Source organism: Amycolatopsis sp. NPDC114478, from assembly GCF_055633805.1.
In genome coordinates this window covers 832,374-854,455 of record NZ_JBVKDO010000002.1, presented here as the reverse complement: position 1 = coordinate 854,455, position 22,082 = coordinate 832,374, and the positions used below count along the sequence as shown (strand labels likewise).

General features: G+C 71.4%; 23 protein-coding genes. 12 read left to right on the top strand and 11 right to left on the bottom strand.

The window, feature by feature from the left end:
* The first annotated feature begins 47 nt into the window (after positions 1 to 47).
* Complete coding sequence (locus ACZ7OH_RS08590; RefSeq protein WP_470280276.1) at positions 48 to 458, top strand: RidA family protein; 411 nt, start codon at positions 48 to 50, stop codon at positions 456 to 458.
* Here the strand turns inward: ACZ7OH_RS08590 and ACZ7OH_RS08585 are convergent.
* Positions 455 to 1,450: a YdcF family protein gene (locus ACZ7OH_RS08585; protein ID WP_470280275.1), complete on the bottom strand. Its 996-nt coding sequence runs from the start codon at positions 1,448 to 1,450 to the stop codon at positions 455 to 457. The two genes, ACZ7OH_RS08590 and ACZ7OH_RS08585, sit on opposite strands and share 4 nt — an antisense overlap.
* Before the next feature lie 77 nt (positions 1,451 to 1,527).
* Positions 1,528 to 3,039, bottom strand: a complete 1,512-nt coding sequence (locus ACZ7OH_RS08580) for a catalase (protein ID WP_470280274.1) — start codon at positions 3,037 to 3,039, stop codon at positions 1,528 to 1,530.
* 105 nt (positions 3,040 to 3,144) lie between these two features.
* Here ACZ7OH_RS08580 and ACZ7OH_RS08575 point away from each other — a divergent pair, with 105 nt between their 5' ends.
* Together ACZ7OH_RS08575 and ACZ7OH_RS08570 are read left to right on the top strand one after the other, a co-directional pair.
* Positions 3,145 to 3,510: a DNA polymerase ligase N-terminal domain-containing protein gene (locus ACZ7OH_RS08575; RefSeq protein WP_400906431.1), complete on the top strand. Its 366-nt coding sequence runs from the start codon at positions 3,145 to 3,147 to the stop codon at positions 3,508 to 3,510.
* Positions 3,500 to 4,330 (top strand): dihydrodipicolinate synthase family protein, encoded by an 831-nt coding sequence (locus ACZ7OH_RS08570; protein WP_470280273.1) that lies wholly within the window; start codon positions 3,500 to 3,502, stop codon positions 4,328 to 4,330. The genes ACZ7OH_RS08575 and ACZ7OH_RS08570 overlap by 11 nt, the downstream gene beginning before the upstream one ends.
* Here ACZ7OH_RS08570 and ACZ7OH_RS08565 read toward each other — a convergent pair.
* From ACZ7OH_RS08565 to ACZ7OH_RS08540, 6 genes are all read right to left on the bottom strand, one after another.
* The gene (locus ACZ7OH_RS08565; RefSeq protein WP_400906436.1) at positions 4,315 to 4,995 is read right to left on the bottom strand and encodes a DUF998 domain-containing protein; all 681 of its coding nucleotides are present in this window, start codon (positions 4,993 to 4,995) and stop codon (positions 4,315 to 4,317) included. The genes ACZ7OH_RS08570 and ACZ7OH_RS08565 overlap by 16 nt on opposite strands.
* A 112-nt stretch (positions 4,996 to 5,107) precedes the next feature.
* A complete protein-coding gene (locus ACZ7OH_RS08560) occupies positions 5,108 to 5,974 on the bottom strand; it encodes an NAD(+)/NADH kinase (RefSeq protein WP_470280272.1) in 867 nt (288 codons plus the stop codon).
* A 33-nt stretch (positions 5,975 to 6,007) separates the two neighbouring features.
* Complete coding sequence (locus ACZ7OH_RS08555; RefSeq protein ID WP_470280271.1) at positions 6,008 to 7,483, bottom strand: flavin-containing monooxygenase; 1,476 nt, start codon at positions 7,481 to 7,483, stop codon at positions 6,008 to 6,010.
* A complete protein-coding gene (locus ACZ7OH_RS08550) occupies positions 7,480 to 8,325 on the bottom strand; it encodes an SDR family NAD(P)-dependent oxidoreductase (protein ID WP_470280270.1) in 846 nt (281 codons plus the stop codon). Before ACZ7OH_RS08550 ends, ACZ7OH_RS08555 begins: the two co-directional genes overlap by 4 nt.
* Positions 8,309 to 9,199 (bottom strand): alpha/beta fold hydrolase, encoded by an 891-nt coding sequence (locus tag ACZ7OH_RS08545; RefSeq protein ID WP_470280269.1) that lies wholly within the window; start codon positions 9,197 to 9,199, stop codon positions 8,309 to 8,311. Before ACZ7OH_RS08545 ends, ACZ7OH_RS08550 begins: the two co-directional genes overlap by 17 nt.
* Complete coding sequence (locus ACZ7OH_RS08540; RefSeq protein WP_470280268.1) at positions 9,196 to 10,491, bottom strand: cytochrome P450; 1,296 nt, start codon at positions 10,489 to 10,491, stop codon at positions 9,196 to 9,198. The genes ACZ7OH_RS08545 and ACZ7OH_RS08540 overlap by 4 nt, the downstream gene beginning before the upstream one ends.
* An 84-nt stretch (positions 10,492 to 10,575) precedes the next feature.
* Here ACZ7OH_RS08540 and ACZ7OH_RS08535 point away from each other — a divergent pair, with 84 nt between their 5' ends.
* Positions 10,576 to 11,163, top strand: coding sequence for a TetR/AcrR family transcriptional regulator (locus ACZ7OH_RS08535; RefSeq protein WP_470280267.1), 588 nt, complete (start codon positions 10,576 to 10,578; stop codon positions 11,161 to 11,163).
* Between the two features lie 4 nt (positions 11,164 to 11,167).
* Here ACZ7OH_RS08535 and ACZ7OH_RS08530 read toward each other — a convergent pair whose 3' ends face one another.
* Together ACZ7OH_RS08530 and ACZ7OH_RS08525 are read right to left on the bottom strand one after the other, a co-directional pair.
* Positions 11,168 to 11,386, bottom strand: a complete 219-nt coding sequence (locus ACZ7OH_RS08530; protein ID WP_470280324.1) for an HPr family phosphocarrier protein — start codon at positions 11,384 to 11,386, stop codon at positions 11,168 to 11,170.
* 25 nt (positions 11,387 to 11,411) lie between these two features.
* Complete coding sequence (locus tag ACZ7OH_RS08525) at positions 11,412 to 12,680, bottom strand: PTS fructose transporter subunit IIC (protein ID WP_470280266.1); 1,269 nt, start codon at positions 12,678 to 12,680, stop codon at positions 11,412 to 11,414.
* 18 nt (positions 12,681 to 12,698) lie between these two features.
* Between ACZ7OH_RS08525 and ACZ7OH_RS08520 the strand changes: the two genes are divergently transcribed.
* From ACZ7OH_RS08520 to ACZ7OH_RS08510, 3 genes are all read left to right on the top strand, one after another.
* Entirely contained in the window at positions 12,699 to 13,361 is a 663-nt protein-coding gene (locus tag ACZ7OH_RS08520) for a putative PEP-binding protein (RefSeq protein ID WP_470280265.1), read from the top strand.
* A gap of 4 nt (positions 13,362 to 13,365) precedes the next feature.
* The gene (locus ACZ7OH_RS08515) at positions 13,366 to 13,776 is read left to right on the top strand and encodes a cupin domain-containing protein (protein ID WP_470280264.1); all 411 of its coding nucleotides are present in this window, start codon (positions 13,366 to 13,368) and stop codon (positions 13,774 to 13,776) included.
* 94 nt (positions 13,777 to 13,870) lie between these two features.
* Positions 13,871 to 14,914: a zinc-binding dehydrogenase gene (locus ACZ7OH_RS08510; RefSeq protein WP_470280263.1), complete on the top strand. Its 1,044-nt coding sequence runs from the start codon at positions 13,871 to 13,873 to the stop codon at positions 14,912 to 14,914.
* Here the strand turns inward: ACZ7OH_RS08510 and ACZ7OH_RS08505 are convergent.
* A complete protein-coding gene (locus ACZ7OH_RS08505; protein ID WP_470280262.1) occupies positions 14,911 to 15,882 on the bottom strand; it encodes an SEFIR domain-containing protein in 972 nt (323 codons plus the stop codon). The two genes, ACZ7OH_RS08510 and ACZ7OH_RS08505, sit on opposite strands and share 4 nt — an antisense overlap.
* A gap of 259 nt (positions 15,883 to 16,141) precedes the next feature.
* Between ACZ7OH_RS08505 and ACZ7OH_RS08500 the strand changes: the two genes are divergently transcribed.
* The 5 genes from ACZ7OH_RS08500 to ACZ7OH_RS08480 are packed head-to-tail and all read left to right on the top strand — an operon-like array spanning position 16,142 to position 22,078.
* The gene (locus tag ACZ7OH_RS08500; RefSeq protein WP_470280261.1) at positions 16,142 to 16,708 is read left to right on the top strand and encodes a TIR domain-containing protein; all 567 of its coding nucleotides are present in this window, start codon (positions 16,142 to 16,144) and stop codon (positions 16,706 to 16,708) included.
* Between the two features lie 3 nt (positions 16,709 to 16,711).
* The gene (locus ACZ7OH_RS08495) at positions 16,712 to 18,346 is read left to right on the top strand and encodes a CATRA system-associated protein (protein WP_470280260.1); all 1,635 of its coding nucleotides are present in this window, start codon (positions 16,712 to 16,714) and stop codon (positions 18,344 to 18,346) included.
* Positions 18,343 to 19,005: a hypothetical protein gene (locus tag ACZ7OH_RS08490; protein ID WP_470280259.1), complete on the top strand. Its 663-nt coding sequence runs from the start codon at positions 18,343 to 18,345 to the stop codon at positions 19,003 to 19,005. Before ACZ7OH_RS08495 ends, ACZ7OH_RS08490 begins: the two co-directional genes overlap by 4 nt.
* Positions 19,005 to 20,105, top strand: coding sequence for a hypothetical protein (locus ACZ7OH_RS08485; protein ID WP_470280258.1), 1,101 nt, complete (start codon positions 19,005 to 19,007; stop codon positions 20,103 to 20,105). Before ACZ7OH_RS08490 ends, ACZ7OH_RS08485 begins: the two co-directional genes overlap by 1 nt.
* On the top strand, positions 20,102 to 22,078 hold the full coding sequence (locus ACZ7OH_RS08480) for an ATP-binding protein (RefSeq protein WP_470280257.1): 1,977 nt from the start codon (positions 20,102 to 20,104) through the stop codon (positions 22,076 to 22,078). The genes ACZ7OH_RS08485 and ACZ7OH_RS08480 overlap by 4 nt, the downstream gene beginning before the upstream one ends.
* Positions 22,079 to 22,082 lie beyond the last annotated feature (4 nt).

The window sequence follows — 22,082 nt, the reverse complement described above, 5'->3', positions numbered from 1 at the left end:
GGGGGCAAACCGGCCCGGGCCGGGAGCCGCTCTGCGATCATGAAGCCGTGAAGCCACGCCGCTGGAACCCCGATACCGTCGCGCCGCCGCTGGGCCGCTACAGCCACCTGGCGGAGGTCCCCGCCGGGCACCGGCTGGTCTTCCTCGCGGGGCAGCTCGGCGTCGGACCCGACGGCACCCTCGCCGGTCCCGGAGCCGAACCGCAGGCGAAGCAGATCTTCGCCAACCTCGGCGCGCTCCTCGCCGCCGAAGGGGCCGGGCCGGAGCACCTCGTCAAGCTGCTGACGCTCGTCGCGGGCACCGAACACCTGGACGGCTACCGCGCCGCGCAAGCCGAAGGCTTCGCGAACTGGTTCCCCGACGGCGACTACCCGGCGCAGACCCTCGCCGTCGTCGCGGGCCTCGCGCGTCCGGAGTACGCCGTGGAGGTAGAGGCGGTCGCCGCGGTGCCCGCTTAGGCGAAGATCGCCAGCGCGAGCCCGGTGCCGGTGATCAGCGCGCACGCCGCGACCGTCGTGCGCCGGTAGTGCAGGATCAGCGCCGCGAACTCGCGCAGGAGCGCGCTCGGCAGGAAGTACCGCGCGGTCGGCGCGCCCGTCGCGTCGAAGGGCAGGCCCAGCCGTCGGCACTCGACGGCCGTGCGGAAGACGTGGTAGTTGCTCGTCACCGCCAGCACCCGGTGCGGCCGCACCCCGTCGGGCAGCAGGTCGGCGGAGAACCGGAGGTTCTCCTCGGTCGTCGTCGCGCGGTCCTCGCGGCGGATCCGGCCGGCCGGGATCCCGCGGGCGCGTAGATACTCTTCCATCGCCGCGGCTTCGGTCATCGTCTCGCCGGAACCCTGCCCGCCCGACACCACCAGCAGCGGGGGAGCCGCTTCGCGCTCGTACAGGCGGATCGCGCGGTCGAGGCGGGCGGCCAGCAGGGGCGTCACGCGCTCGCCCGCCAGTCCGCTGCCCAGGACGATGATCGCTTCGACGCCCGTGCGGCGCCGCAGCCTGCCGTACAGGATCGAGTACCCGAGCAGGGACGCGAACAGGAACCCGAAGTAGCACGCGAGCACCGCCGCGGTCGCGACCAGCGCCGAGCCCCACCGCCCGAGGGGCACGAAGAACAGGCCCTCGAGCACCAGCATGCCGACGCCGAGGACGAACGAGAGCAGGTTCGCGGGACTCCGGCCCTCGCGCCGGACCATCCGGACGCCGTTGCCGATCAGCGCGGCCGGCAGCACCACCGCGACGAGCACCGCGACCGCGGCCACCAGCACGCCCAGTACGGGTGTGAGCCATTCCAGGTGCAGGGCCGCGCGCAGCAGCCACAACCCGGTCAACAGGAGGGCGATGCCGAGCCAGACGGCGTTGCCGAGCCGGCGCGGTTCGCGGGCCAGCCGGACCGCGAACACCAGCAGCGCCACGGCGGCGCAGCCGGGCAGCACGGCCTCCGTGACGCTCACCCGGCCTCCCCAACTCCCGCGAAGAGGCCAACGTAGAGCACGCGGACCCGGTGGGCGCCCACCGGGTCCGCGTCCCGTCAGGCCTTGTGCTGCATGCTGGACCGCGCCGGGTTGCCCTGGTCGGCCGCCTTCGGGTCCTTCTCGTCGCTCTTGGCCCGGACCCCGGACTCGATCCGGTCGCCGAGGTCCTTGTCGACGTTGCGCCAGTACTCGAACGCCCGCGTCAGCACCGGCTCGGACACGCCGTTGAGCAGGTGCCCGACGATGTTGTCGACCAGCCGGCCACGCTGCGCGTCGTCCAGCACCTCGCGGACCATCGTCCCGGCCTGGCCCCAGTCGTCGTCGTCCTCGCGCAGCGTGTACGCCGTCCGGACCATGTCGCCGTCGGTGTGCCAGCCCGCCGGCTGCCCGTACCGGGCGACGTCGGCGTGCGGGCCGCCCTTCGAGTTCGGCGCGTACACCGGGTCGGACACCTTCGTGTACCGCATCGCGCCGTCCTTGCTGTAGCTGTGCACCGGCGCGACGGGTGCGTTGACCGGCAGCTGCTTGTAGTTCGCGCCGATCCGGTAGCGGTGGGCGTCCGGGTAGGAGAACAGGCGGCCGAGCAGCATCTTGTCCGGGCTGGCCCCGATGCCCGGCACCAGGTTGCTCGGCTCGAACGCGGCCTGCTCGATTTCGGTGTGGTGGTCGGTCGGGTTGCGGTCGAGCGTCATGCGGCCGACGTCGATCAGCGGGTAGTCGCCGTGCGGCCACACCTTCGTCAGGTCGAACGGGTTGAAGCGGTAGGTCTTGGCGTCCTCGAACGGCATGACCTGGACCTTCAGCGTCCAGCTCGGGTGGTCGCCGCGCTCGATCGCCTCGTACAGGTCCCGTGTGTGGTAGTCGGTGTCGGCCGAGGCCATCTGGTCGGCTTCGTCCTGCGTGAAGCACTCGACGCCCTGGTCGGTCTTGAAGTGGTATTTCACCCAGAAGCGTTCACCCGCGGCGTTGACCCACATGTAGGTGTGCGAGCTGTAGCCGTTCATGTGCCGCCACGTGCGCGGGATGCCGCGGTCGCCCATCAGCCACGTCACCTGGTGCGCCGACTCCGGCGACAGCGTCCAGAAGTCCCATTGCATGTCGTGGTCGCGCAGGTTGTTGTCGGCGCGGCGCTTCTGCGAGCGGATGAAGTGCTGGAACTTCAGCGGGTCCCGGATGAAGAAGACCGGGGTGTTGTTCCCGACCATGTCGTAGTTGCCTTCGCTGGTGTAAAACTTCACCGCGAAGCCGCGCGGGTCGCGCCAGGTGTCGGGGCTGCCGCGCTCACCCGCGACGGTGGAGAACCGGATCAGCAGGTCGGTCTTCGTGCCCGGCTGGAACACCGCCGCCTTGGTGTAGGCGCTGACGTCACCGGTCGTCTCGAACCGCCCGAACGCGCCGCTGCCCTTCGCGTGCGGCTGCCGTTCGGGGACGCGTTCGCGGTTGAACTGCGCCATCTGTTCGATGAGGTAGTTGTCGTGCAGCAGGATCGGGCCGTCGGGCCCGACGGTGAGGGAGTGCTCGTCGCTCTCGACCGGGATTCCGGCGTCGGTGGTGGTCGGTTCCGTCATGACACCCCACCGTGCGCGCCTTTCTGGATCTGGTCAAGTGCTCGGATGGCGTGTTTGACCGGCCGGAAAACGGGTACGGGCCGAGGTTTCTGGCATGGTTGGGGGGTGAGTGAGCGACCGGCTTTCGTGCTGCACGAGCACTGGCGCCCGCGGCACCACTTCGACCTCCGGCTCGAGGAGAACGGCGTGCTGCGCTCGTGGGCCGTCCCGCGCGGTCTCCCGCCGGACGCGCGCGGCAACCGGCTAGCGGTCGCCGTGCCGGACCACGAACTCGACCACCTCGCGTACGAAGACGACACGAAGAAGGTCGCGGACACGGGCTGGTGGGAGGAGCACGACCGGACGGACAAGCGCATCCTGTTCACGTTGCACGGCCGGGAGGGCGCGGTGCGCTACGCGCTGATCCGCACCGACCGCGACTGGCTGTTGCACCGCACCCGCGACCAGCCGGGAGACGCCGATGCGCGCTGAAGTCCTCTCCGCGACGCCCACGCTCTTCCGCGACGACCTCGCGCTCGACGAAGGCGCCAACACCGCGTTGCTGACCTGGCTGCACGGGCGCGTCGACGGCGTCTTCGTCGCCGGGACGACGGGCGAGTTCCCCGCTCTCGACCGGGCCGAACGCCGGACGCTCGCCGGGCTCGCCCTCGCCGTGTTCGGACCGGACCGCACGATCGTGCACGTCGGCGCGGCCAGCACGCGGGAAGCCCTGCTGCTGACCGAGGACGCGCTGGCCGCGGGCGCCACCCGCCTGGCCGTGATCACGCCCTACTACCTCCCCGCGGACGCCGACGCGGTCCGCCGGCACTTCGCCGCGGTCCGGGACGCCGCCGGGGACGCCGACGTCTACGGCTACCTCTTCCCGGACCGCACCGGCGTGACGCTCTCCCCGGCGGAGTTCGCCGCGACGGGCCTGCGCGGCGGCAAGCTGTCCGGCGCGGCGGCGGCCCGGTTCGCCGACTTCCGGGCGGCGCTGCCGGACGCGCGGTTCTGGTCCGGCGCCGACACCGACGTCGCGGCGGTGGCCCGGGCCGGTGGGGCGGGGGTGGTGTCGGGCTTGTCGTCGGCGTTCCCGGAGGCCTTCACGGACCTGGCGGCCGCGGTCGAAGCCGATGACCCCGAAGCCGAACGCGCCGCCCAGGCCCGCGCCGACGCCGTCCGGGCCGCGTTGGGTGGCACGGTCGAAGGGATCAAGGAAGCGGTCCGGCTGCGGGGCTTCGGGAATGGCGTGCTGCGGATGCCGGCTCCGGCGGCGCCGGCCGAGCGGATCGCGGCCTACGCCCGGAGCTGAGCCCCCGCGCGCATCGCCCGGTGCGCCCAGTGGCCCAGCACCGCGAGCAGCGCGATCTCCAGCACCATCATCAACCGCTCCACCAGGCCGGTCGCGACCGTCGGGAGGTGGCCGCCGAGGACGACGTTCACCGCGAACGGCACGATGAACGGCAGGTAGAACGGGATCGCCGCCAGCGCCAGCCGCCGCGACCACGTCGCGAAGCGCCGCCAACGCGGGTCGTCGCGGTGCCGCCGCCCCAGCGCCCAGCCCACGATCGGCAGGCTCAGGCACGTCACGGCGGAGGCGTACAGGTGGATCTTGCCCGTGGCTGTGATGGCGCCACCCTGCGGATCCTTCGCGAAGACGGCGACGGCCAGCAGGCTCACGCACCACAAGGCCTTCGCCGCCACCAGCGCCGGGTTGGCCAGCAGGCCCCGCCGGTACAGCGCCACCAGCAGCAGCGCCGAGCCGGTGCTGGTGAGCAGGAGCGCGCCGTCCCACATCCAGCGGCCGGGGCTGAGCGCGTAGTCGCTGAGCATCGTGCTCACCGGGTTCAGCGGGGCGAGCTGCCGGTCGAGGTGCAGCACGGCCAGCAGGACGACGGCGCCGGCGAAGGCGGCCAGCGCGCCCGGCACGAGCAGCCGGGCACGGAGGCGGGGACGGACGGGTGCGGGGTACAGCATGTAGTGGGACACTCCCGGGCGGCTCGGCTGGTTCAAGCTGAGCCGCGGACGCTACCCGTGACCGTTCCGTGATCAACGCGCGACACTCCCGAGATGTGACCCGGGCCACGGATCAGTGGTCGCCGTCCTGCGGGATCTCGGCCGAGTCCGTCAGCCGCAGCTTGCGCCGCGCCCGCTGGTAGAACGTCGTCATCCCCAGCCGGACGACGCGCGCCGCGCTGGGCCGGGCACGCAGGTCGAGGCGGTCGCCGGGGGAGACGTACCCCTGGACCTGGCCGTCGACCTCCACCGCCAGCCGGCCGCTGGTCGGCAGCAGCTCCAGCGTCACCTCGTCGTGCACCGACAGCACCACGCCCCGGCTGTACGCGGAGTGCGGCGCCGCCGGCGTGACCAGCAGCGCTTCAACCGACGGGCTGGTGATCGGGCCGCCGGCGGAGAAGCTGTACGCCGTCGACCCGGTCGGGGTCGCGACGACGACCGCGTCGGCCGAGTAGCTCACGAACGGCTGGCCGCCGACGCGGACCGCGACCACCGCGCTGCCCTCGCCCGGCACGCGGACCACGGCGATGTCGTTGAAGGCCGTGATCGTCCGCCCCTCCAGCACCGCGTCCACCGCCAGCCGCGGCTCCACCGTGAACTGGTGGTCGTCGATGGCCGAGAGCGCGTCGGGCAGGTCCGGCACGTCGACCTCGGCGAGGAAGCCGAGCTTGCCGAGGTTGACCCCGAGCACCGGCGCGCGCTGGCCGTCGGCCAGCCGCATGGCCCGCAGCATCGTGCCGTCGCCGCCGAGGCTGACGACCAGGTCGGACCGGCGGCCGAGCTCCTCGGCCGTCACCCCGATCGCCGCGCAGTTCAGGCGGACGATCTCGTCGGCGATGCCGAGGATCTCGATGTTCCGGTTGCCCGCCCAGCCGAGCACGGCCTCGACGGCGGCCGCGGAGTCGCGGCGGGGGTGCAGCACGAGTCCCGCGGAGTGCATGTCAGCGGCCCCGGACGGGCGGAGTGCAGAGCGTCATGCGGTCAGTCTGCCCGCTCCCGCCCGCCGTCGCGAGAACCGCAGCGCGCCGTCGTCGATCCGGCCGTGCCGGAGCTTGACGACGTCGTGCGCGTAGCTCATGCCCAGCGTCCACGGCGCCCGCGACCCGGCCTTCGGGAACTCGTCGATCGACCGCAGCACGTACCCGGCGTCGAAGTCGAGCAGCGGCCGCTCGGTGACCGCCGGGTCGTCGTTGACCGGCACGCACTGGTCGTAGCCGCCGCGGTCGAGGTGGCGCAGCAGCCGGACGACGTACTCGCCGACGAGGTCGGCCTTGAGCGTCCACGACGCGTTCGTGTAGCCGATCGTGAACGCGAAGTTCGGCACGCCGCTGAGCATCATCCCCTTGTACGCCATGGTTTCCGGCAGTTTGACGGGGTCGCCGTCGACGACCAGGTCGATGCCGCCGAAGGCCAGCAGCCGCAGCCCGGTGGCGGTGACGACGACGTCGGCGGGCAGCTCGTCGCCCGATTCGAGCCGGATGCCGGTCTCGGTGATGGACGCGATCCGGTCGGTCACGACGGAGGCGTCGCCGCGCTTGATGGACCGGAACAGGTCGCCGTCCGGCACCAGGCACAACCGCTGGTCCCACGGCTGGTAACGCGGCTTGAAGTGGGTGTCCACGGCGTACCCGGGCGGCAGCTGCTTCATCGCGGCCTTGCGGATCAGCGCCTTGACCACGCCGGGGCGGCGCCGGCTGAGCTGGTAGATCAGCGTGCTCACGGCGACGTTCTTCCAGCGCGCGATGGGGTAGGCCAGCTTGGCGCCGAGCAGCCCGCGCAGCCGGTTGGCCAGCGCGTCCTCCGACGGCAGCGACAGGATGTAGGTGGGGGAGCGCTGCAGCATCGTCACGTGCTCGGCGCGGTCGGTCATCGCCGGCACCAGCGTCACGGCGGTGGCGCCGCTGCCGATCACGACGACCTTCTTGCCGGCGTAGTCGAGGTCCTCGGGCCAGTGCTGCGGGTGCACGACCGTGCCGCCGAAGTTCTCGAGGCCCGGGAACTCCGGGGTGTGGCCGCCGGCGTAGTCGTAGTAGCCGCTGCACAGGTAGAGGAACTTCGCGGTGAACTCCACGGGTTCGCCGTCGTGCGTCGCCTCGACCGTCCACAGTGCGTCCTCTGTGGACCATTCCGCGCGGACGACCTTGTGCCCGAACCGGATGTGCCGGTCGATGCCCGCCTCGGCGGCGGTGTCGCGGACGTACTGCAGGATCGACGGGCCGTCGGCGATGGCTTTCTCACTGGTCCACGGCCGGAACCGGTAGCCCAGGGTCTGCATGTCCGAATCGGACCGGACGCCGGGGTAGCGGAAGAGGTCCCACGTGCCGCCGATGGCGTCGCGGGCCTCCAGGATCGCGTACGTCTTGCGCGGGAATGCCGTCCGCAGGTGGTGGGCCGCGCCGACGCCGGACAGCCCGGCGCCGACGATCAGGACTTCGACGTGCTCGGTCATCGAACGGCCTCCGTCCGCCGCGGGCGCCTCATCACGCGCGAGAGCACGGCGTTGTAGTGGGTGGGGGTGATGCGGGCGAGCGCGTCGAACAGGTAGGCGTCCGGGCCGACCAGGATGCGGGCCTTGCCGCGGTCGACGCCGGCGTGGATGATCGCCGCGGCCTTGTCCGGCGACGTCATCGTCATGGCCTCGAACTGGGCGGCCATCTCTTCGCGGGTGCGGCCCATTCCGGTGGGGTCGCGCCGCACGCGGGCGTTGCGCGCGATGTTCGTCGTGATGCCGCCCGGGTGCACGGTGATCGCGCGGACCGCGGACCCGTGCAGCTCCTGCCGCAGCGACTCGGTGAAGCCGCGGACGGCGAACTTGGCCGCGCAGTACGCGCTCTGGTTCGGCATGCCGAGCAGGCCGAACACGCTGGAGGTGTTGACGATCGCGCCTTCGCCCTGGTCGACGAGGATCGGCAGGAAGGCGCGGGTGCCGTGGACGACGCCGCGGAAGTTGATGTCGTGCAGCCAGTCGTCGTCCTCGATCACCGCGTCGAGCACGCTGGAGGTGACCGCGACCCCGGCGTTGTTGAACACCGCGGCCAGCGGCGCCGGGAGCCAGTCCTTGACCTCGGCGGCGAACTTCAGCTGGTCTCCGGCGTCGCGGACGTCGAGCACGCGGGTCAGCACCCGGCCGTGCAGGGCGGCCGCGGTGGCCTTGAGGCCGTCTTCGTCGACGTCGGCCAAGGCGACCGGCGAGCCGAGCCGGGACAGCCGGGTGGCGAGCGCCCGGCCGATGCCGGAAGCCGCGCCGGTGATCACCACCGGGCGGCCCGTGATGCTACGGGGCCGTGACATCGCTGCTCCTCGCGTGCTTGTCGATGAGGTCGAGGATCGTGGGCCACGCGCCTTCGGGCAGGTCGTGGCCCATGCCCCGCACGGTCTCCCGGCGGGCGCCGGGAATCGCGCGGGCGGTGGCGGCGCCGCCGGTGGGGTGGACCATCCGGTCGCGGTCGCCGTGGATCACCAGCGTCGGCGCGGTGATCTTCCGCAGCAGCGGCGTCCGGTTGCCGGACTTCATGATCGCGGCGAGCTGGCGGCCCACGCCGCCCGCCGTCGGGTCGCGGTCCCAGCCCGTCCCGGCCAGCTCGCGGACCCGGGCCTCGTCGAACGGGAAGCCGTGGGAACCGATGTGCCGGAACATCCGGACGGCGCTCTCGACCGCCTCTTCGCGGGACTTCGGCGGCTTCCCGCCCATCATCCGCAACGTCGAGAACGCGGGGCGGCCGAGCAGGCGCGACCCGGTCGTCGACATGATCGACGTCAGGGTGCGGATCCGGGGCGGGTGCAGCGCCGCCACGGTCTGGGAGATCATGCCGCCCATGGAGACGCCCGCGATGTGGGCGGTCTCGAGGTCCAGGGCGTCGAACAGGCCGATGGTGTCGGCGGCCATGTCCTTCAGGTCGTACTGCTCCGCGGGGAACCGGCCCGCTAGCATGCCGGGCAGGCTCGGCGGCCGGAACCGCGGGTGCGTCGAGCGGCCGGCGTCGCGGTTGTCGAACCGGACGACCTCGAAGCCCCGGTCGGCGAGCTGCGCGCAGAAGGCGTCCGGCCAGCTGTGCAGCTGCTGGCCCAGCCCGGCGACGAGGACGAGGGGCTCGGCGCCGGTGTCCCCGATCCGTTCGTAGGCCAGGGAAATGCCCCGGCCGACGTCGGCGATCTGTTCGGTCACTGCTCTCCTCCGGTCGTTCGGCGGCGCACGACCGCGCGGCCGCCCTTGGCGGGGGCGTAGGCCACGCCCCGCGAATGCCAGCGTTCGTCGGGCCCGGCCGTCGGGACCAGCGTGAAGTCCCGCAGCAGCGTCCGCAGCACGACGGTCATCTCCATGGTCGCGAAGGCGGCGCCGAGGCAGCGGCGGGTGCCGCCGCCGAACGGGATCCACTGGTAGAGGTCCGGGCGCGCGCCTTCGAAGCGGTGCGGGTCGAAGGTCTTCGCGCGCGGGAAGACGGCGTCGTCGTCGTGGATCAACGCGATGCTGACGAGCACCGCGTACCCCTTCGGCAGCGTCCAGCGGCCGAGCCGGAAGCCGTCCTGCTTGACCTGGCGGGCGGTGAGGTCGATGACCGGGCGGGTGCGCTGGACCTCGAGGATCGTGGCGTCGAGGAGCTTGCCGTCGTCTTCTCGCAGTTCTCGCAGCAGTTCGGGGTGGCGGCGGAGGCGTTCGACGGCCCAGGCCAGCGTGGTCGCCGTCGTCTCGTGGCCGGCGGTGAGCAGCGTGAGGAGCTGGTCGGCGATCTCGTCGCGGGTGAGCCCGGACCCGTCGTCGTAGCGGGTCTGCAGCATCATCGAGAGGACGTCGTCTTTTTCTTCGGCGCGGGCCCTGGCGATGAGCCGGTCGACGATCGCGTCGTACTCGCGGCGCATCCGTTCGAAGCGGCGCCACGGGTTGAAGCGGCCCTTCTTGGAGATCGGCGCGACGGCCAGCCGCGAGCCGAGCGTGACGAACGGCGGCAGCAGCTCGCGCAGCTCGGCGAATTCGGCGCCCTCGGCGCCGAACACCGCGCGCAGGATGGCGTTGAGCGTGATCCGCATCATCGACGGCAGGGTGGCGAACTCCCTTCCGTCCGGCCAGCTCTCGAGTTCGCGAACGGTTTCCTCTTCGACGATCCGCTCGTACGCCGCCAGCCGCTTTCCGTGGAAGGGCGGCACCAGGAGCTTGCGCTGCCGTTTGTGCTCGTCGCCGGAGAGGGCGAACATCGAGTGCGGCCCGAGCACGCGGCCGAGGTTGACCTCCAAGTTGTCGACGAGGTCCGGGCCCGAGGTGAACAGCTGCTTGATCTCGGCGGGGTCGCTGAGCACGACGGCGCGGCCGAAGATCGGCACGTTGACGGTGAAGGCGTCCCCGTAGCGCTCTTTGAGCCGCCGCATGCCCCGCAGCGGTTGTGTGAGCGCGTAGACGCCCTGGACGGCGCGGGGCGCGGTCGGTCCCGGCGGCAGCGTCACCGCGCTTGTCATGGTCGTCATCGACCCTCCCGAAAGGTGGTACGCGAGCGTACCGTCGGTACGGTACGCCGGTGTACCATCTCGTTTCAAGAGGAGGGGTATACGTTGACTTCCGTGGACGTCGACACGCGCCCGTTCCGGCAGCGCCTGCTGGACGGGCTGGCCGCGTCGATCATCGAGGACGGCTTCCGCGACACGACGGTCGCCGACATCGTCCGCCGCGCGCGCACGTCCCGCCGGACGTTCTACGAACACTTCGCCAGCCGCGAAGAGTGCCTGATCGCGTTGCTGGCGGAGGCGAACCGCTCGATGATCCAGCAGATCTCCGACGCCGTCGACCCGGCCGCGCCCTGGGCGCTCCAGGTGCGTCAGGCGATCGAAGCGTGGATCGTGTGCGCGGAGTCCGAGCCGGCGATCACGCTGAGCTGGATCCGCGACGTACCGGCCCTGGGCGCCCCGGCCCGCGACCTGCAGCGCGACGCGATGGAGGGCTTCATCGCGATGACGCACCGCCTGACGGACACGCCGGCGCTCCGGAAGGCGGGGATCAGCCCGCCGTCCCGCCAGCTGTCGATCATGCTGCTGGGCGGCTTGCGCGAGCTGATCGCGACGACCGTCGAGGACGGCGGCCGGGCCGGTGACGTCACCGAGGTCGCGGTGCGCGCCTCGATCGCGTTGCTCGGCCCGGCCTGATCCGTCACGCGTCGAGGTCCCGCGCGATCAGTTCGGCCAGCGCGTCGACGGACTCCCGGGCCGAGTCGCCGTCGGCGGTCAGCTCGACCTCGTCACCGAACGCCGCGCCCAGGGTCATCAACCCCAGGACACTCGCGGCGTCGACCGGGTCACCGGCCACCCCGGCGGTGATCTTCGCTATGCGAACCTTCGCCGGCTGACCGGCGGCCGTCTTCGCGACCAGGCCCGCGGGCCGGGCGTGGACTCCTTCACGCGTTGACGGTCTGGGTCGGAACCGCGGCGGTGCGCTCGGCCGCGCGGAACCGCACCTGCTTGAGCGTGATCACCGAGCCGGCGGCGACCAGGGTCCCGGCGATCAGCGCCACCAGGAACAGCAGCGGGCTGCCGATCAGCGGGAGGACGAAGATGCCGCCGTGCGGGGCGCGCAGCGTCGCGCCGAACGCCATCGACAGCGAGCCCGTCACCGCCGAACCCAGCATGATCGACGGGATCACCCGGAACGGGTCCGCCGCCGCGAACGGGATCGCGCCCTCGGTGATGAACGACGCGCCCAGCAGCCAGGCCGCGCGGCCGTTCTCGCGCTCGGCCTCGGTGAACAGCTTCTTCCGGACCGTCGACGCGAGCGCCAGGGCCAGCGGCGGCACCATCCCGGCCGCCATCACCGCGGCCATGATCTGCAGCGACCCGGTGGCGCCGGTGGTCAGGCCGCCGACCGCGAAGGCGTACGCCGCCTTGTTGACCGGACCGCCCATGTCGAACGCCATCATCAGGCCGAGCAGCGCGCCCAGCAGCACCGCGCTGGCGCCGCTGAGGCTGTTGAGCCAGTTCGTCAGGCCGGTCGTCGCGGCCGCCATCGGCTTGCCGACCACGACGTACATCAGCACTCCGACCACAATGGACCCGAGCAGCGGGTAGACGACCACCGGCATGATCCCGCGCATCGCCTTCGGCACCTGGATCTTCTTCAGCGCCAGCACGACGCCACCGGCCAGCAGACCGGCGACCAGGCCGCCGAGGAACCCGGCGCCGACCGTGACGGCGATCGCGCCGCCCACGAAACCGGGCGCGATGGCCGGGCGGTCGGCCATCGCGAAGGCGATGAACCCGGCCAGCACGGGCACCAGGAACTTGAAGGCGGCGCTGCCGATCTGGAACATCAGCGCGGCCCATCCCGCCACCGAACCGGCGTCGAAGTGCTCGGTGACCGCGGGGGCGTCGGAAATCTTGTAGCCCCCGAGTGCGAAACCGAGAGCGATGAGAAGCCCACCGGCGGCGACGAACGGGATCAGGTAGCTGACGCCGGTCATCAGCCACTGGCGGACCTTCGTCCCGGCTTTGTCGTTCGCGCCCACCTTTGTGGCCAGCTCCGGAGCGGCAGCGGGTGCGACGGGCTCGCGGGCCGCGGCCTTCGCGCGTTCGAACAACCCGGCCGCGTCGTTGATCGCGGCCTTGACCGGCGCCTCGACGATCGGCTTGCCCGCGAACCGGTCGCGGCCCTGCACGGCGAGGCCGAACAACGGGCGGCGTACGCGGAAGTGCTGGCGCCGTTCGTGGGAAAGCCGGTGGTGGTCCGGACCCTGGACGCGGGCTCCGACAAGCCGCTGGCGTTCCTGTCGATGGGCGCGGAACCGAACCCGGCGCTGGGCGTGCGCGGCCTGCGCGTCGCGTTCGACCGGCCGGACCTGCTGGATCGCCAGCTGTCGGCGATCGTGTCGGCGGCTGGTGACGCGGGAGTCGAGCTGTCGGTGATGGCCCCGATGGTGGCGACGGCTTCCGAGGCGGCGTGGTTCGCCTCGCGCGCCCGGGCGGCCGGGGTTCCCCGGGTGGGCGTGATGATCGAGATCCCGGCGGCGGCGTTGTGCGCGGCTTCGATCCTCGCGGAAGTCGACTTCGTGTCCCTGGGCACGAACGACCTTTCGCAGTACGTCTTCGCGGCCGACCGCCAGCTCGGCGCGGTGGCCGCGCTGAACGACCCGCACCAGCCGGCGTTGCTGCGGCTGGTGGGCATGGTGGCTTCGGCGGGAGCGGCCGCGGGAAAGCCGGTGGGCGTCTGCGGCGAGGCGGCGGCGGATCCGTCGTTGGCGGGTGTTTTGGTCGGGCTGGGTGTGACGTCGTTGTCGATGAACGCCGTGGCCTTGGCGGGAGTGGGCGCGGCGCTGCGCGCGGTCGACCTCGCCGCGTGCCGCGCGTTAGCTTGAGGGCATGGAAAGCGACAACAGCCGGAGCGTGTTCGACGTCCTCGCCGAGGCCGCGGCCCTGCCCTCGACCGCCACGACGATGCTGGTGGACAAGTACTTCGTCGACAAGCCCGCGGCCAGCGCGCGGATCTTCCGGATCTACCGCGAAGTTCCGCTCCACTACCACGAGGAGTGCGACGAACACCTCTACCTGCTCAGCGGCGGCGGCACGTTCCACCTCGACGGCGAAGAGTTCGAGGCGCGGCCGGGGATGTTCCTCTGCTTCGAACGGCGGAAGGTCCACGGTTTCCCCCGGATCACCGCCGAACCCCTCGTCGTGCTGGCGATCGACGTCCCGCGGCGGCGTCCGGACGACATCGTCTTCGTCGACCCCACCGAAGGCGACGCCCGGACGTTCATGGCCCGCAATGCGTGAATCTCAAATTGCGACAGCCGGGCGGCTTCCGCGGTCCTAGCGTCGAAAGCGGCCGAGCCCGGCCACGCGAGCCGGGCGGCCGACGGAGGCGACGATGAAGGCGCTGGTCTACCACGGTCCGGGCGCGAAGGCTTGGGAAGACGTCCCGGACGCCGTCGTCGAAGAGCCGACCGACGTCGTCGTGCGGGTCGACACGACCACGATCTGCGGCACCGACCTGCACATCCTGCAGGGCGACGTCGCCGCGGTCACCGACGGCCGGATCCTCGGGCACGAAGCGGTCGGCACGGTGACGGCCGTCGGGGACGCTGTCTGCGCGTTCGCGGTGGGGGACCGGGTGCTGGTGCCGGCGATCACCCAGTGCGGGCGCTGCGAGTACTGCGGGCGTGGGATGCCTTCGCACTGCCGGACGGTCGGCGGGATCGGCTGGATCTTCGGGCACCTCATCGACGGCACGCAGGCCGAGCTCGTGCGGGTTCCTTTTGCGGACACGTCGTTGTACGCGGTACCGCCGGAGGTCACCGACGAGCAGGCGATCTTCCTGGCCGACTCGCTGCCGACGGGCTACGAGGTCGGCGTGCTGGCCGGGCGCGTCCGCCCGGGCGACGCCGTGGCGGTCGTCGGCGCCGGCGCGGTCGGCCTCGCGGCGATCCTGACCATGGGGCTGTGGGGCGCGGCGAAGGTGATCGCGGTGGACTCCAACAAGTTCCGGCTGGAGAAAGCCCTGGAGTTCGGCGCGACGGACGCGTTCGAAGCGGGTCCGGGCGTGCTCGAGGACGTCCGGTCGCTGACCGACGGCCTGGGCGTGGACGTGGCGATCGAGGCGGTCGGGTACCCGGAGACGCTCCGCACGGCGGCGTCCCTGGTCCGGCCGGGCGGCCGCATCGCGAACATCGGCGTCCACGGGGTGCCGGTCGAGCTGCCGATGCAGGAGATGTGGATCCAGAACCTGACGCTGACGATGGGCCTGGTGGACACGGTGTCGATCCCCACGCTGCTGAAGATGGTGGCCTCGGGCCGCATCCCGGCGGAGCGCATGGGCACCCACCGGTTCACCTTCGCGCAGATGGAGGAGGCGTACGAGGTGTTCGGCAACGCGGCGGCGAACTCGGCGCTGAAGGTGGTCATCACGCCTTAGGTGACGGTCGGATCGCCGAGACCGAGCTCGGGCGGCCGGCCCCGCCGGCTGACGACGACGGCCGCGGACCTCACGGGCGAGGCGGAAACCCCGGGGCGTGACATCTCGAGCCGCAGCACGCGGGCGCCGGTGACGTCGAGGTCGATCGTCGCCGGCTTCCCGACCGCGACGGCGTGCTCGGACCGCGGCTTGCCGTCGAGCAGCACGCGGAAGTGGCCGACCTGGAAGGGATCCCGGGCATCGTCGAGCACGCCGGCGACGGTGGTGAACCGCTGGTAGCGACCGCCGAGGTCGAGTTCGACGAAGCCCGGCCCGGTGGCGGCGGGCGTGGTGGGCCGCAGGACGATGCTGTGTTCGTACCGCACATCGTCGATCGACGCCGCCCCGCGGCGCACCCCTTGGCTGGCGCAGGTCCACGGGAGCTCGCTCGCGAGGGTCGGCTGCGCGTCCACGGTTCCGCCGAGCCACCGGCCGCGCGGCGGTATCGCGTGCTTCCCGCGCCCGGTGATCGCGGCCAGCAGGTCGGCGACGCCCTCGTCGGTGAACTGCTCGATCTCGTACCGCGTCATCGAATACGGGTTGAGGAATTCCGGGATGTCGTCGATCGACCCGCCGGGCAGGACGACCGGGAGGATCCGCCGGGTGCCGTCCTCGATGTCCTTGGTCATCTTGTTGCGCAGCATGGCGCTTTCGTACTGGGCGCCGCGGCCTTCGTCCGGCGGCGCGTCCCCGTCGGCCCGCTCCCGGTACCGCGGAGAGGCCACGGCGATGATGAAGTCGGCGGCCTTGATGTGCCGGGTGGCCCACAGCGACCAGTCGATGCGGCTGCCGTCGTACCACTGGTCGAGCACGACTTCGAGGCCGATCCGGCTGTGCAGGAAGGTCGCGAACCGCCGGACCTGGTCCTTGTGCTCCGGGGTGTCGTGCGAGTAGCTGAAGAACACCCTGGGCGCTTCACGCTCGGACATCGGTTTTCCCCTCTGGATCGGTCGGTGATTCACCGATCCGGGAGATCGGTATTCCGCAAGTGCTTCGCGGCATCGCGATCCGCTTGGGTGTGTCATCTATCCGCGCCGGGAAGATTTGTCAAGATGCATTCTCCGGCGGCACTTGAGGGGTGGCCAGTTATTGTCCTGAATCTGTCAGGTTTCGCGCCTTCTTCGTCGGCGCGTAGCGGATCTAGGATGACATTCGCCTGGTGGGGAGCGGTGAGGAGCGTCGGCACGCGTGTACGAGTACGACGTCTTCATCAGCTACCGGCGCGGTGCGAGCGACATATCCGAGTGGATTCGCCACCATTTTCACCCGCGCCTGGCCGAAGTGCTCGACAACAACCTCTACGACGACGTCAAGATTTTCTTCGACGACCAGGTGCGCACCGGGGAGAGCTGGCCGGACGAACTGAGTTCGGCGTTGCTGCGTTCCCGCGTGCTGGTGCCGGTGTGCTCCCCGAAGTACTTCCGGGACGAGCTGTGCCTGGCGGAGTGGTATTCGATGGCGGAGCGCGAGGCGCTGGGCGCCGGGCGGTCGCTGATCTACCCGGTGATCTTCTGCGACTCGCAGCACTTCCCCGCCTGGGCCCACGCGCGGCGCCCGCGTGACCTGCAGCAGTGGAACCACCCGTTCGAGCACTTCCAGACCGCGCCGGCCTACCTCGACTTCAACCAGCAGATCAAGCAGATCGCCGTGGAGCTGGAGGAGCTCATCGAGCGGGCGCCGGAGTGGCGGGACGACTGGCCGGTGCGCACTTCGGCCCCGGAACCGCCGAAGCGGGCACGAAGGCCGAGGTTCTGACCGATGCCGGGAACGATCTTCACCTTCTACTCCTACAAGGGCGGGGTCGGCCGGAGCTTCACGCTGGCCAACATCGCCGTGCTGCTCGCCCGGTGGGGCCACCGCGTCCTCTGCCTGGACTGGGACCTCGAAGCCCCCGGCCTCGGCGACTACTTCCGGCCTCGGCTGCCCGCGCGGCCGAGCGGCGGCGTGGTCGACCTGGTCGACGATTTCCGGCAGGGCCGGTTCGAGCCGGAGGCGCACGTCCAGCGGCTGCGGGACGTCGGTGTCCTCGACTTCCTCGCCGCGGGTCGCGAGGAGTCCGGCTACGTCGGTCAGGTGCAGGAGATCGACTGGGACCGCCTGTACGAAGACGGGTTCGGCGAATACCTCGAGAAGTGCCGTGAGCAGTGGATCGCGCGCTACGACTTCGTCCTCGTAGACAGCCGCACCGGGATCTCCGACATCGGCGGGATCTGCACGGCGCACCTGCCCGACCACCTCGTTCTGCTGTTCACGGCCAACCGGCAGAGCATCCTCGGCGCCGTGGACGCGGCCCGGCGCGCGGACGCGGCGCGCAACCTGCTGCCCTTCGACCGCTCGCGGCTGACCGTCCTGCCGGTGCTGTCGCGGTTCGACAACCGGGAGGAGTACGACCGGTCGGAGACCTGGCGCGGCATCGTCGTCGAGGAGACGGCCGAGCTGTACCGGACCTGGCTGGATCAGACCGTCGAGCCGGCGACGATGGCCCGCCACCTCACCCTGCCGTACGTGTCGTACTGGAGTTTCGGCGAGCAGCTGCCGGTGCTTTCCGAACAGACGCCGAGCGCCGACCAGATCGGGTTCGCCCTCGAGACGGTCGCGGCGGTGATCGCCTGCCGGCTCGACCGGACCGACCTGCTGGCCGAGAACCGCGACGCCTACGTGGCCGCCGTGCGCACGAGCCGGCGGGAGTTCAAGCACGAGTTGCGTGTCAGCATCCCGCGTTCCCTGGTCGGCACGGCCAACGAGCTGGTCTCCGCCCTGAAGAAGGAGGGCATCCGGGTGGTGAGGTCGCTTTCCGGCGACCGGTCCCTGCTCGCGCGGGCCGAAGACGACGCGCGGCACCTGTGCCTGCTCGTCGACGGCAAAGTGAGCCGCTGGCAGTCCGCGGAGGTCGAGCTGTTCCTGCACCGCACCCTCGGTCAGGACCGCCGCGTGATCCCGGTGCTCACCACGGGCACCGACGCGGCCGCGCTGCCGGGTTACGTCGGCAACCTCCGCTACCTGAGGCTCGGTGGCTCGCGCGGTCCGGACGAGGTGGCCCGCGACCTGGTCGGCCAGCTGAAGGGCGTCACGTCGCTGGTCGACGCGGACGACGACGTCGACCTGGTGACGCTGCTCGGCCAGGCCCGAGGGGCCCGGCTGCGCCCGTCCCGGTGGGACCTCGTCGACGAACTGGTGACCGCGCTGCAGACGGCCGTCGGGGCCGGGGACGGCGGCCGCGCTCGCGACCTCGCGGCGGACCTGGCGGTGGCGGTCAAACCCCGCGCTCCGGACAGCGACGACCGGCACGCGGCACCCCCGGGAGTCCGCCAGTCCATCGACTGGCTCCTGCGGACGCTCGACGTCCGCGCCCAGACCACGGCGAAACCGAACCACCGGAAGGATCTCGGATGACCGACCGCTTGGCGCACAAGCAGATCGCGGCGATGTTCACGCTGATGGTGCTGGGCCGGGAGGTGCCCAACCAGGAACTGGAGGAAGTCGTCGGGTTCACCCTCACCGGTCCCGAACGCACCGGCTTGAAAGAACTCGGGTACATCCTGAGCGACCGCACCGGACCGCGGCGCAGCTACGTGCACCAGTTGAGCGACGACGGCTGGGCGTGGTGCGAGAAGGAGCTGTCGGAAAGCGGCCCGCCCCCGCAACGAGGGCAGAGCCCGCTGGCCTCGGCGTTGTACGTTCTGCTCGGTGGCTTGAACGAGTACCTCCGGCGGGAGGACAAGCGGCTGTTCGAGGTTTTCGGGCCCGCGGTCGAAACCCCGTTCGAAACTCCGGCCCCGCCCGAGCCCCAGGGTGACCTCGAGACCCGGATTCGTGTCGCCTACCGCGAACTCGTGCGGGAACCGCGTGGCTGGGTGGCGCTGGTGGACCTGCGGCCCAAGCTCGGCGCGCCCGCGAGCGAGGTCGATGCCGTCCTGAAGGAACTGAGCCGCACGGGCAAGGCGCACCTCGTGCCGGAGGACAACCGCAAGGTGCTCACCCCGGCCGACCGCGAGGCGGCGATCCGCATCGGCGGTGAGGACAACCATCTGCTCTCGATCGAGGCGTTGTGATGGACGAGCTGAAGGCACTGGCGACGCTCAGCTTCGACTGGGCGGACACGCCGGACCACGTCTGGCGGGATTCGCCGTACCACGTGGACGGGTTGCACGCCGACGCGCTGGCCGCGCTCGACACCGGTATCCGGGAGGCCGCCGCCAGCGGCGGTCCCAGCCCCATCGGGCTGGTCCTGCGCGGGCTGAAGGGAGTCGGCAAGACCCACCTCCTCGGTCTCGTCCGGCGCCAGGTGCACATGTCGAGGGGCTACTTCTTCCTCGACGACGTCACCGCGGCCGAGGCGTTCTGGGAGAACACGGCCGAGGCACTGCGCCGCGGGCTGACCCGCCCGGACGACTCGGGTGACTCACAGCTGAAGAGCTTCCTGCTGCGCGTCTGCCTGCGAGCCCACGTGGACGCCGAAGTCGAAGCGAGGATCCGGCGCGGACGTGGAGTGACCGCGGACGACGTCGAGGCGTTCGTCGACGGCGTGTCGTCGCTCAACGAGATGGTCGGCGACGAGTGCGGTGACACCGCGCGCGCCCTTGTGCTCATCGCCAGCCGGGACCGCGGCGTCAAGTACATCGGTGAGGACTACCTGGACGGGGACGCCGAGCTCACGTCCGAAGCCCGGACGTGGAACATCTATTCGCGGCCGAAACCCGCCCGCGTCCTCGTGCAGGAGATCACGCGTCTGCTCGCGCTGACCGGGCCGGTCGTGATCGCCGTGGACCAGCTCGACACCCTCGTCGCCCGGTCGATGAAGCGCACCGAGGCGACCGGGGACAGCGCCGAAGAGGACCTGCTCGTCGCGCGGATCGCCGACGGGCTCATGGGCCTGCGGGAGGTCACCCACAAGACGCTCACCGTCCTGGCCTGCCTGCCCAGCACCTGGGAGCAGATCAAGACGAAGGCGGCCGGCACGGTGCCCGACCGCTTCCGCGAGTCGGTGACGCTCGGCCGGATCACCGACGCGCGCATCGGCCGGGCGCTGGTGGAGAAGCGGCTCGGGGTGGTCTACGAGTCCCTGGACTTCACGCCTCCGTACCCCACGTGGCCCGTCGCCCCCGAGGCGTTCGAGGGTCCTTGGGACCGTGGACGCCGCGCGAACTGTTGAAGCGCATCGGTGCGCACATCGACGTCTGCCTGCGCGCCGGCCAGGTCCGTGAGCTGACTTCCTTCGACGAGAAGGTGCAGGTGCCGGTCGTCGCCGCGCGCACCGCGGTGGAGACCGACCGGTTCGCCGAACTCGACGCGGACTTCGAAACCCTGCAAGGGGGAGCGGACCCGGGCGCGCTGCTCGCCGAGAAGACCGTGGACAAGGTGATGCCCGACCTGCTCTCCGCGGCGCTGCGGTGCTGGGTCACCGAAGTCGGCGACGACGACATGGAGTGGTCGTGCGAGCGCCAGAACGGCCGGAGCGAAGTGCACGCCTGGCTCACCCGGACCCTGGAGGAGAAAGCGGATCTCCAGGAGCACTGGGTGTTCCGGGTGATCGCCGCCCGCGACCCCCGGGCCGCGCTGAGCCGGTTCCGGAAGGCCCGGTCCGCGGCGGGGCAGCTGCAGGGAGCGGACAACCGGCACCTCGTGATCCTGCGGGAGGCCTGGGGCCGCGGCGCCAAGACCCGCGAAGAGGTCGCGAAGTTCACGGCCGCGGGCGGGAAGACGATCCGCCTCTCCGACGCCGACGTGAAGACCTTCTGGGCCTTGCAGAAGATGCTCGGCAACGGTGGCCGTGAACTCCACGAGTGGCTGATCGACCGTCGCCCGGCGAGCCGGTCCGAGCTGCTGTCCGCCGTCCTGCCGGAGAAGCCGTCGGGGCAGCTCGCCGAGGAGACGCACCCTCCGCCGGCTGACGGGGAGATCACCCTCGGGACCGTCGTCGGGTCCGGGGAACCCGTCCGGATCGAACTCTCCGCCCTTCGCAAGCACGCCGCCGTCTTCGCCGGGTCCGGTTCCGGGAAAACCGTGCTGCTGCGGCGGATCGTGGAGGAGTGCGCCCTGCTCGGGGTCTCCGCGATCGTCCTCGATCCGAACAACGACCTCGCCCGCCTCGGCGATCCCTGGCCCGCCCCGCCCGACGCGTGGGGGCCCGACGACGCCCAGCTGGCGAAGCGGTACCTCGCCGAGACCGACGTCGTCGTCTGGACGCCCGGGCGGGCCACCGGGCGGCCGCTCGCCTTCCAGCCGCTACCGGACTTCGCCGGCGTTCTCGACGACTCCGACGAGTTCGCCGCCGCCGTCGAGGTGGCCGTCGCGACGCTCGCGCCGCAAGCGCGGCTGACCGGCAGCACCGCCAAGACGAACATCGGGCTCGCCGTGCTGCGCCAAGCCGTCGTCCGGCACGCGCGGACCGGGTCGCGCAGCCTGCCGGAGCTGATCGAGCTGCTGACCGAGCTGCCCGAGGACGTCAGCAACCTCAACGACGCCCCGCGCATCGCGGCCGGCCTGGCCGAGGTGCTGAAGGCGGCGATGGTCAACGACCCGCTCTTCGCGGGCGGCGGCGAGCCGGTGGACCCGGGCGCGCTGCTCACCCCGGCGCCCGGCAAGCGGGCGCGAGTGTCGGTGATCAGCTTCGTCGGGCTGCAGGCGGAGGAGCAGCGGCAGAACTTCGTCAACCAGCTGCAGATGGAGCTGTTCGCCTGGATCAAGCGCAACCCGGCGGGCGACCGGCCGCTGGGCGCGCTGTTCGTGATGGACGAAGCCCAGACGATGGCCTCGTCCGGCAGCCTGACGGCGAGTACGCGCAGTACGATCGTCCTGGCGTCGCAGGCGCGCAAGTACGGTCTGGGCCTGCTGTTCGCCACCCAGGCACCGAAGGGGCTGCACAACCAGGTGGTCGGCAACGCGATGACGCAGTTCTTCGGCCGCCTCAACAGCCCGGCACAGATCGCGGCGGCGAACGAACTGGCCCGGGCGAAGGGGAGCCCGGTCGCGGACATCTCCCGCTTGGAACGCGCGCAGTTCTACGTGGCGGGGGAGGCGTTCGGGTTCCGCCAGGTGGCGACCCCGCTGTGCCTGTCCCACCACCCGGCGAGTCCCCTGAGGCTGGAGGAGGTGATCTCCCGGGCGCGCGACGAGCGGGAGTAGCGCC

Coding starts and splice junctions, on each gene's coding strand:
- ACZ7OH_RS08580 (WP_470280274.1), bottom strand. CDS start 3,039: ATGACGGAACCGACCACCACCGACGCCGGAATCCCGGTCGAGAGCGAC.
- ACZ7OH_RS08570 (WP_470280273.1), top strand. CDS start 3,500: ATGCGCGCTGAAGTCCTCTCCGCGACGCCCACGCTCTTCCGCGACGAC.
- ACZ7OH_RS08565 (WP_400906436.1), bottom strand. CDS start 4,995: ATGCTGTACCCCGCACCCGTCCGTCCCCGCCTCCGTGCCCGGCTGCTC.
- ACZ7OH_RS08560 (WP_470280272.1), bottom strand. CDS start 5,974: ATGCACTCCGCGGGACTCGTGCTGCACCCCCGCCGCGACTCCGCGGCC.
- ACZ7OH_RS08555 (WP_470280271.1), bottom strand. CDS start 7,483: ATGACCGAGCACGTCGAAGTCCTGATCGTCGGCGCCGGGCTGTCCGGC.
- ACZ7OH_RS08550 (WP_470280270.1), bottom strand. CDS start 8,325: ATGTCACGGCCCCGTAGCATCACGGGCCGCCCGGTGGTGATCACCGGC.
- ACZ7OH_RS08540 (WP_470280268.1), bottom strand. CDS start 10,491: ATGACGACCATGACAAGCGCGGTGACGCTGCCGCCGGGACCGACCGCG.
- ACZ7OH_RS08515 (WP_470280264.1), top strand. CDS start 13,366: ATGGAAAGCGACAACAGCCGGAGCGTGTTCGACGTCCTCGCCGAGGCC.
- ACZ7OH_RS08510 (WP_470280263.1), top strand. CDS start 13,871: ATGAAGGCGCTGGTCTACCACGGTCCGGGCGCGAAGGCTTGGGAAGAC.
- ACZ7OH_RS08505 (WP_470280262.1), bottom strand. CDS start 15,882: ATGTCCGAGCGTGAAGCGCCCAGGGTGTTCTTCAGCTACTCGCACGAC.
- ACZ7OH_RS08495 (WP_470280260.1), top strand. CDS start 16,712: ATGCCGGGAACGATCTTCACCTTCTACTCCTACAAGGGCGGGGTCGGC.
- ACZ7OH_RS08490 (WP_470280259.1), top strand. CDS start 18,343: ATGACCGACCGCTTGGCGCACAAGCAGATCGCGGCGATGTTCACGCTG.
- ACZ7OH_RS08485 (WP_470280258.1), top strand. CDS start 19,005: ATGGACGAGCTGAAGGCACTGGCGACGCTCAGCTTCGACTGGGCGGAC.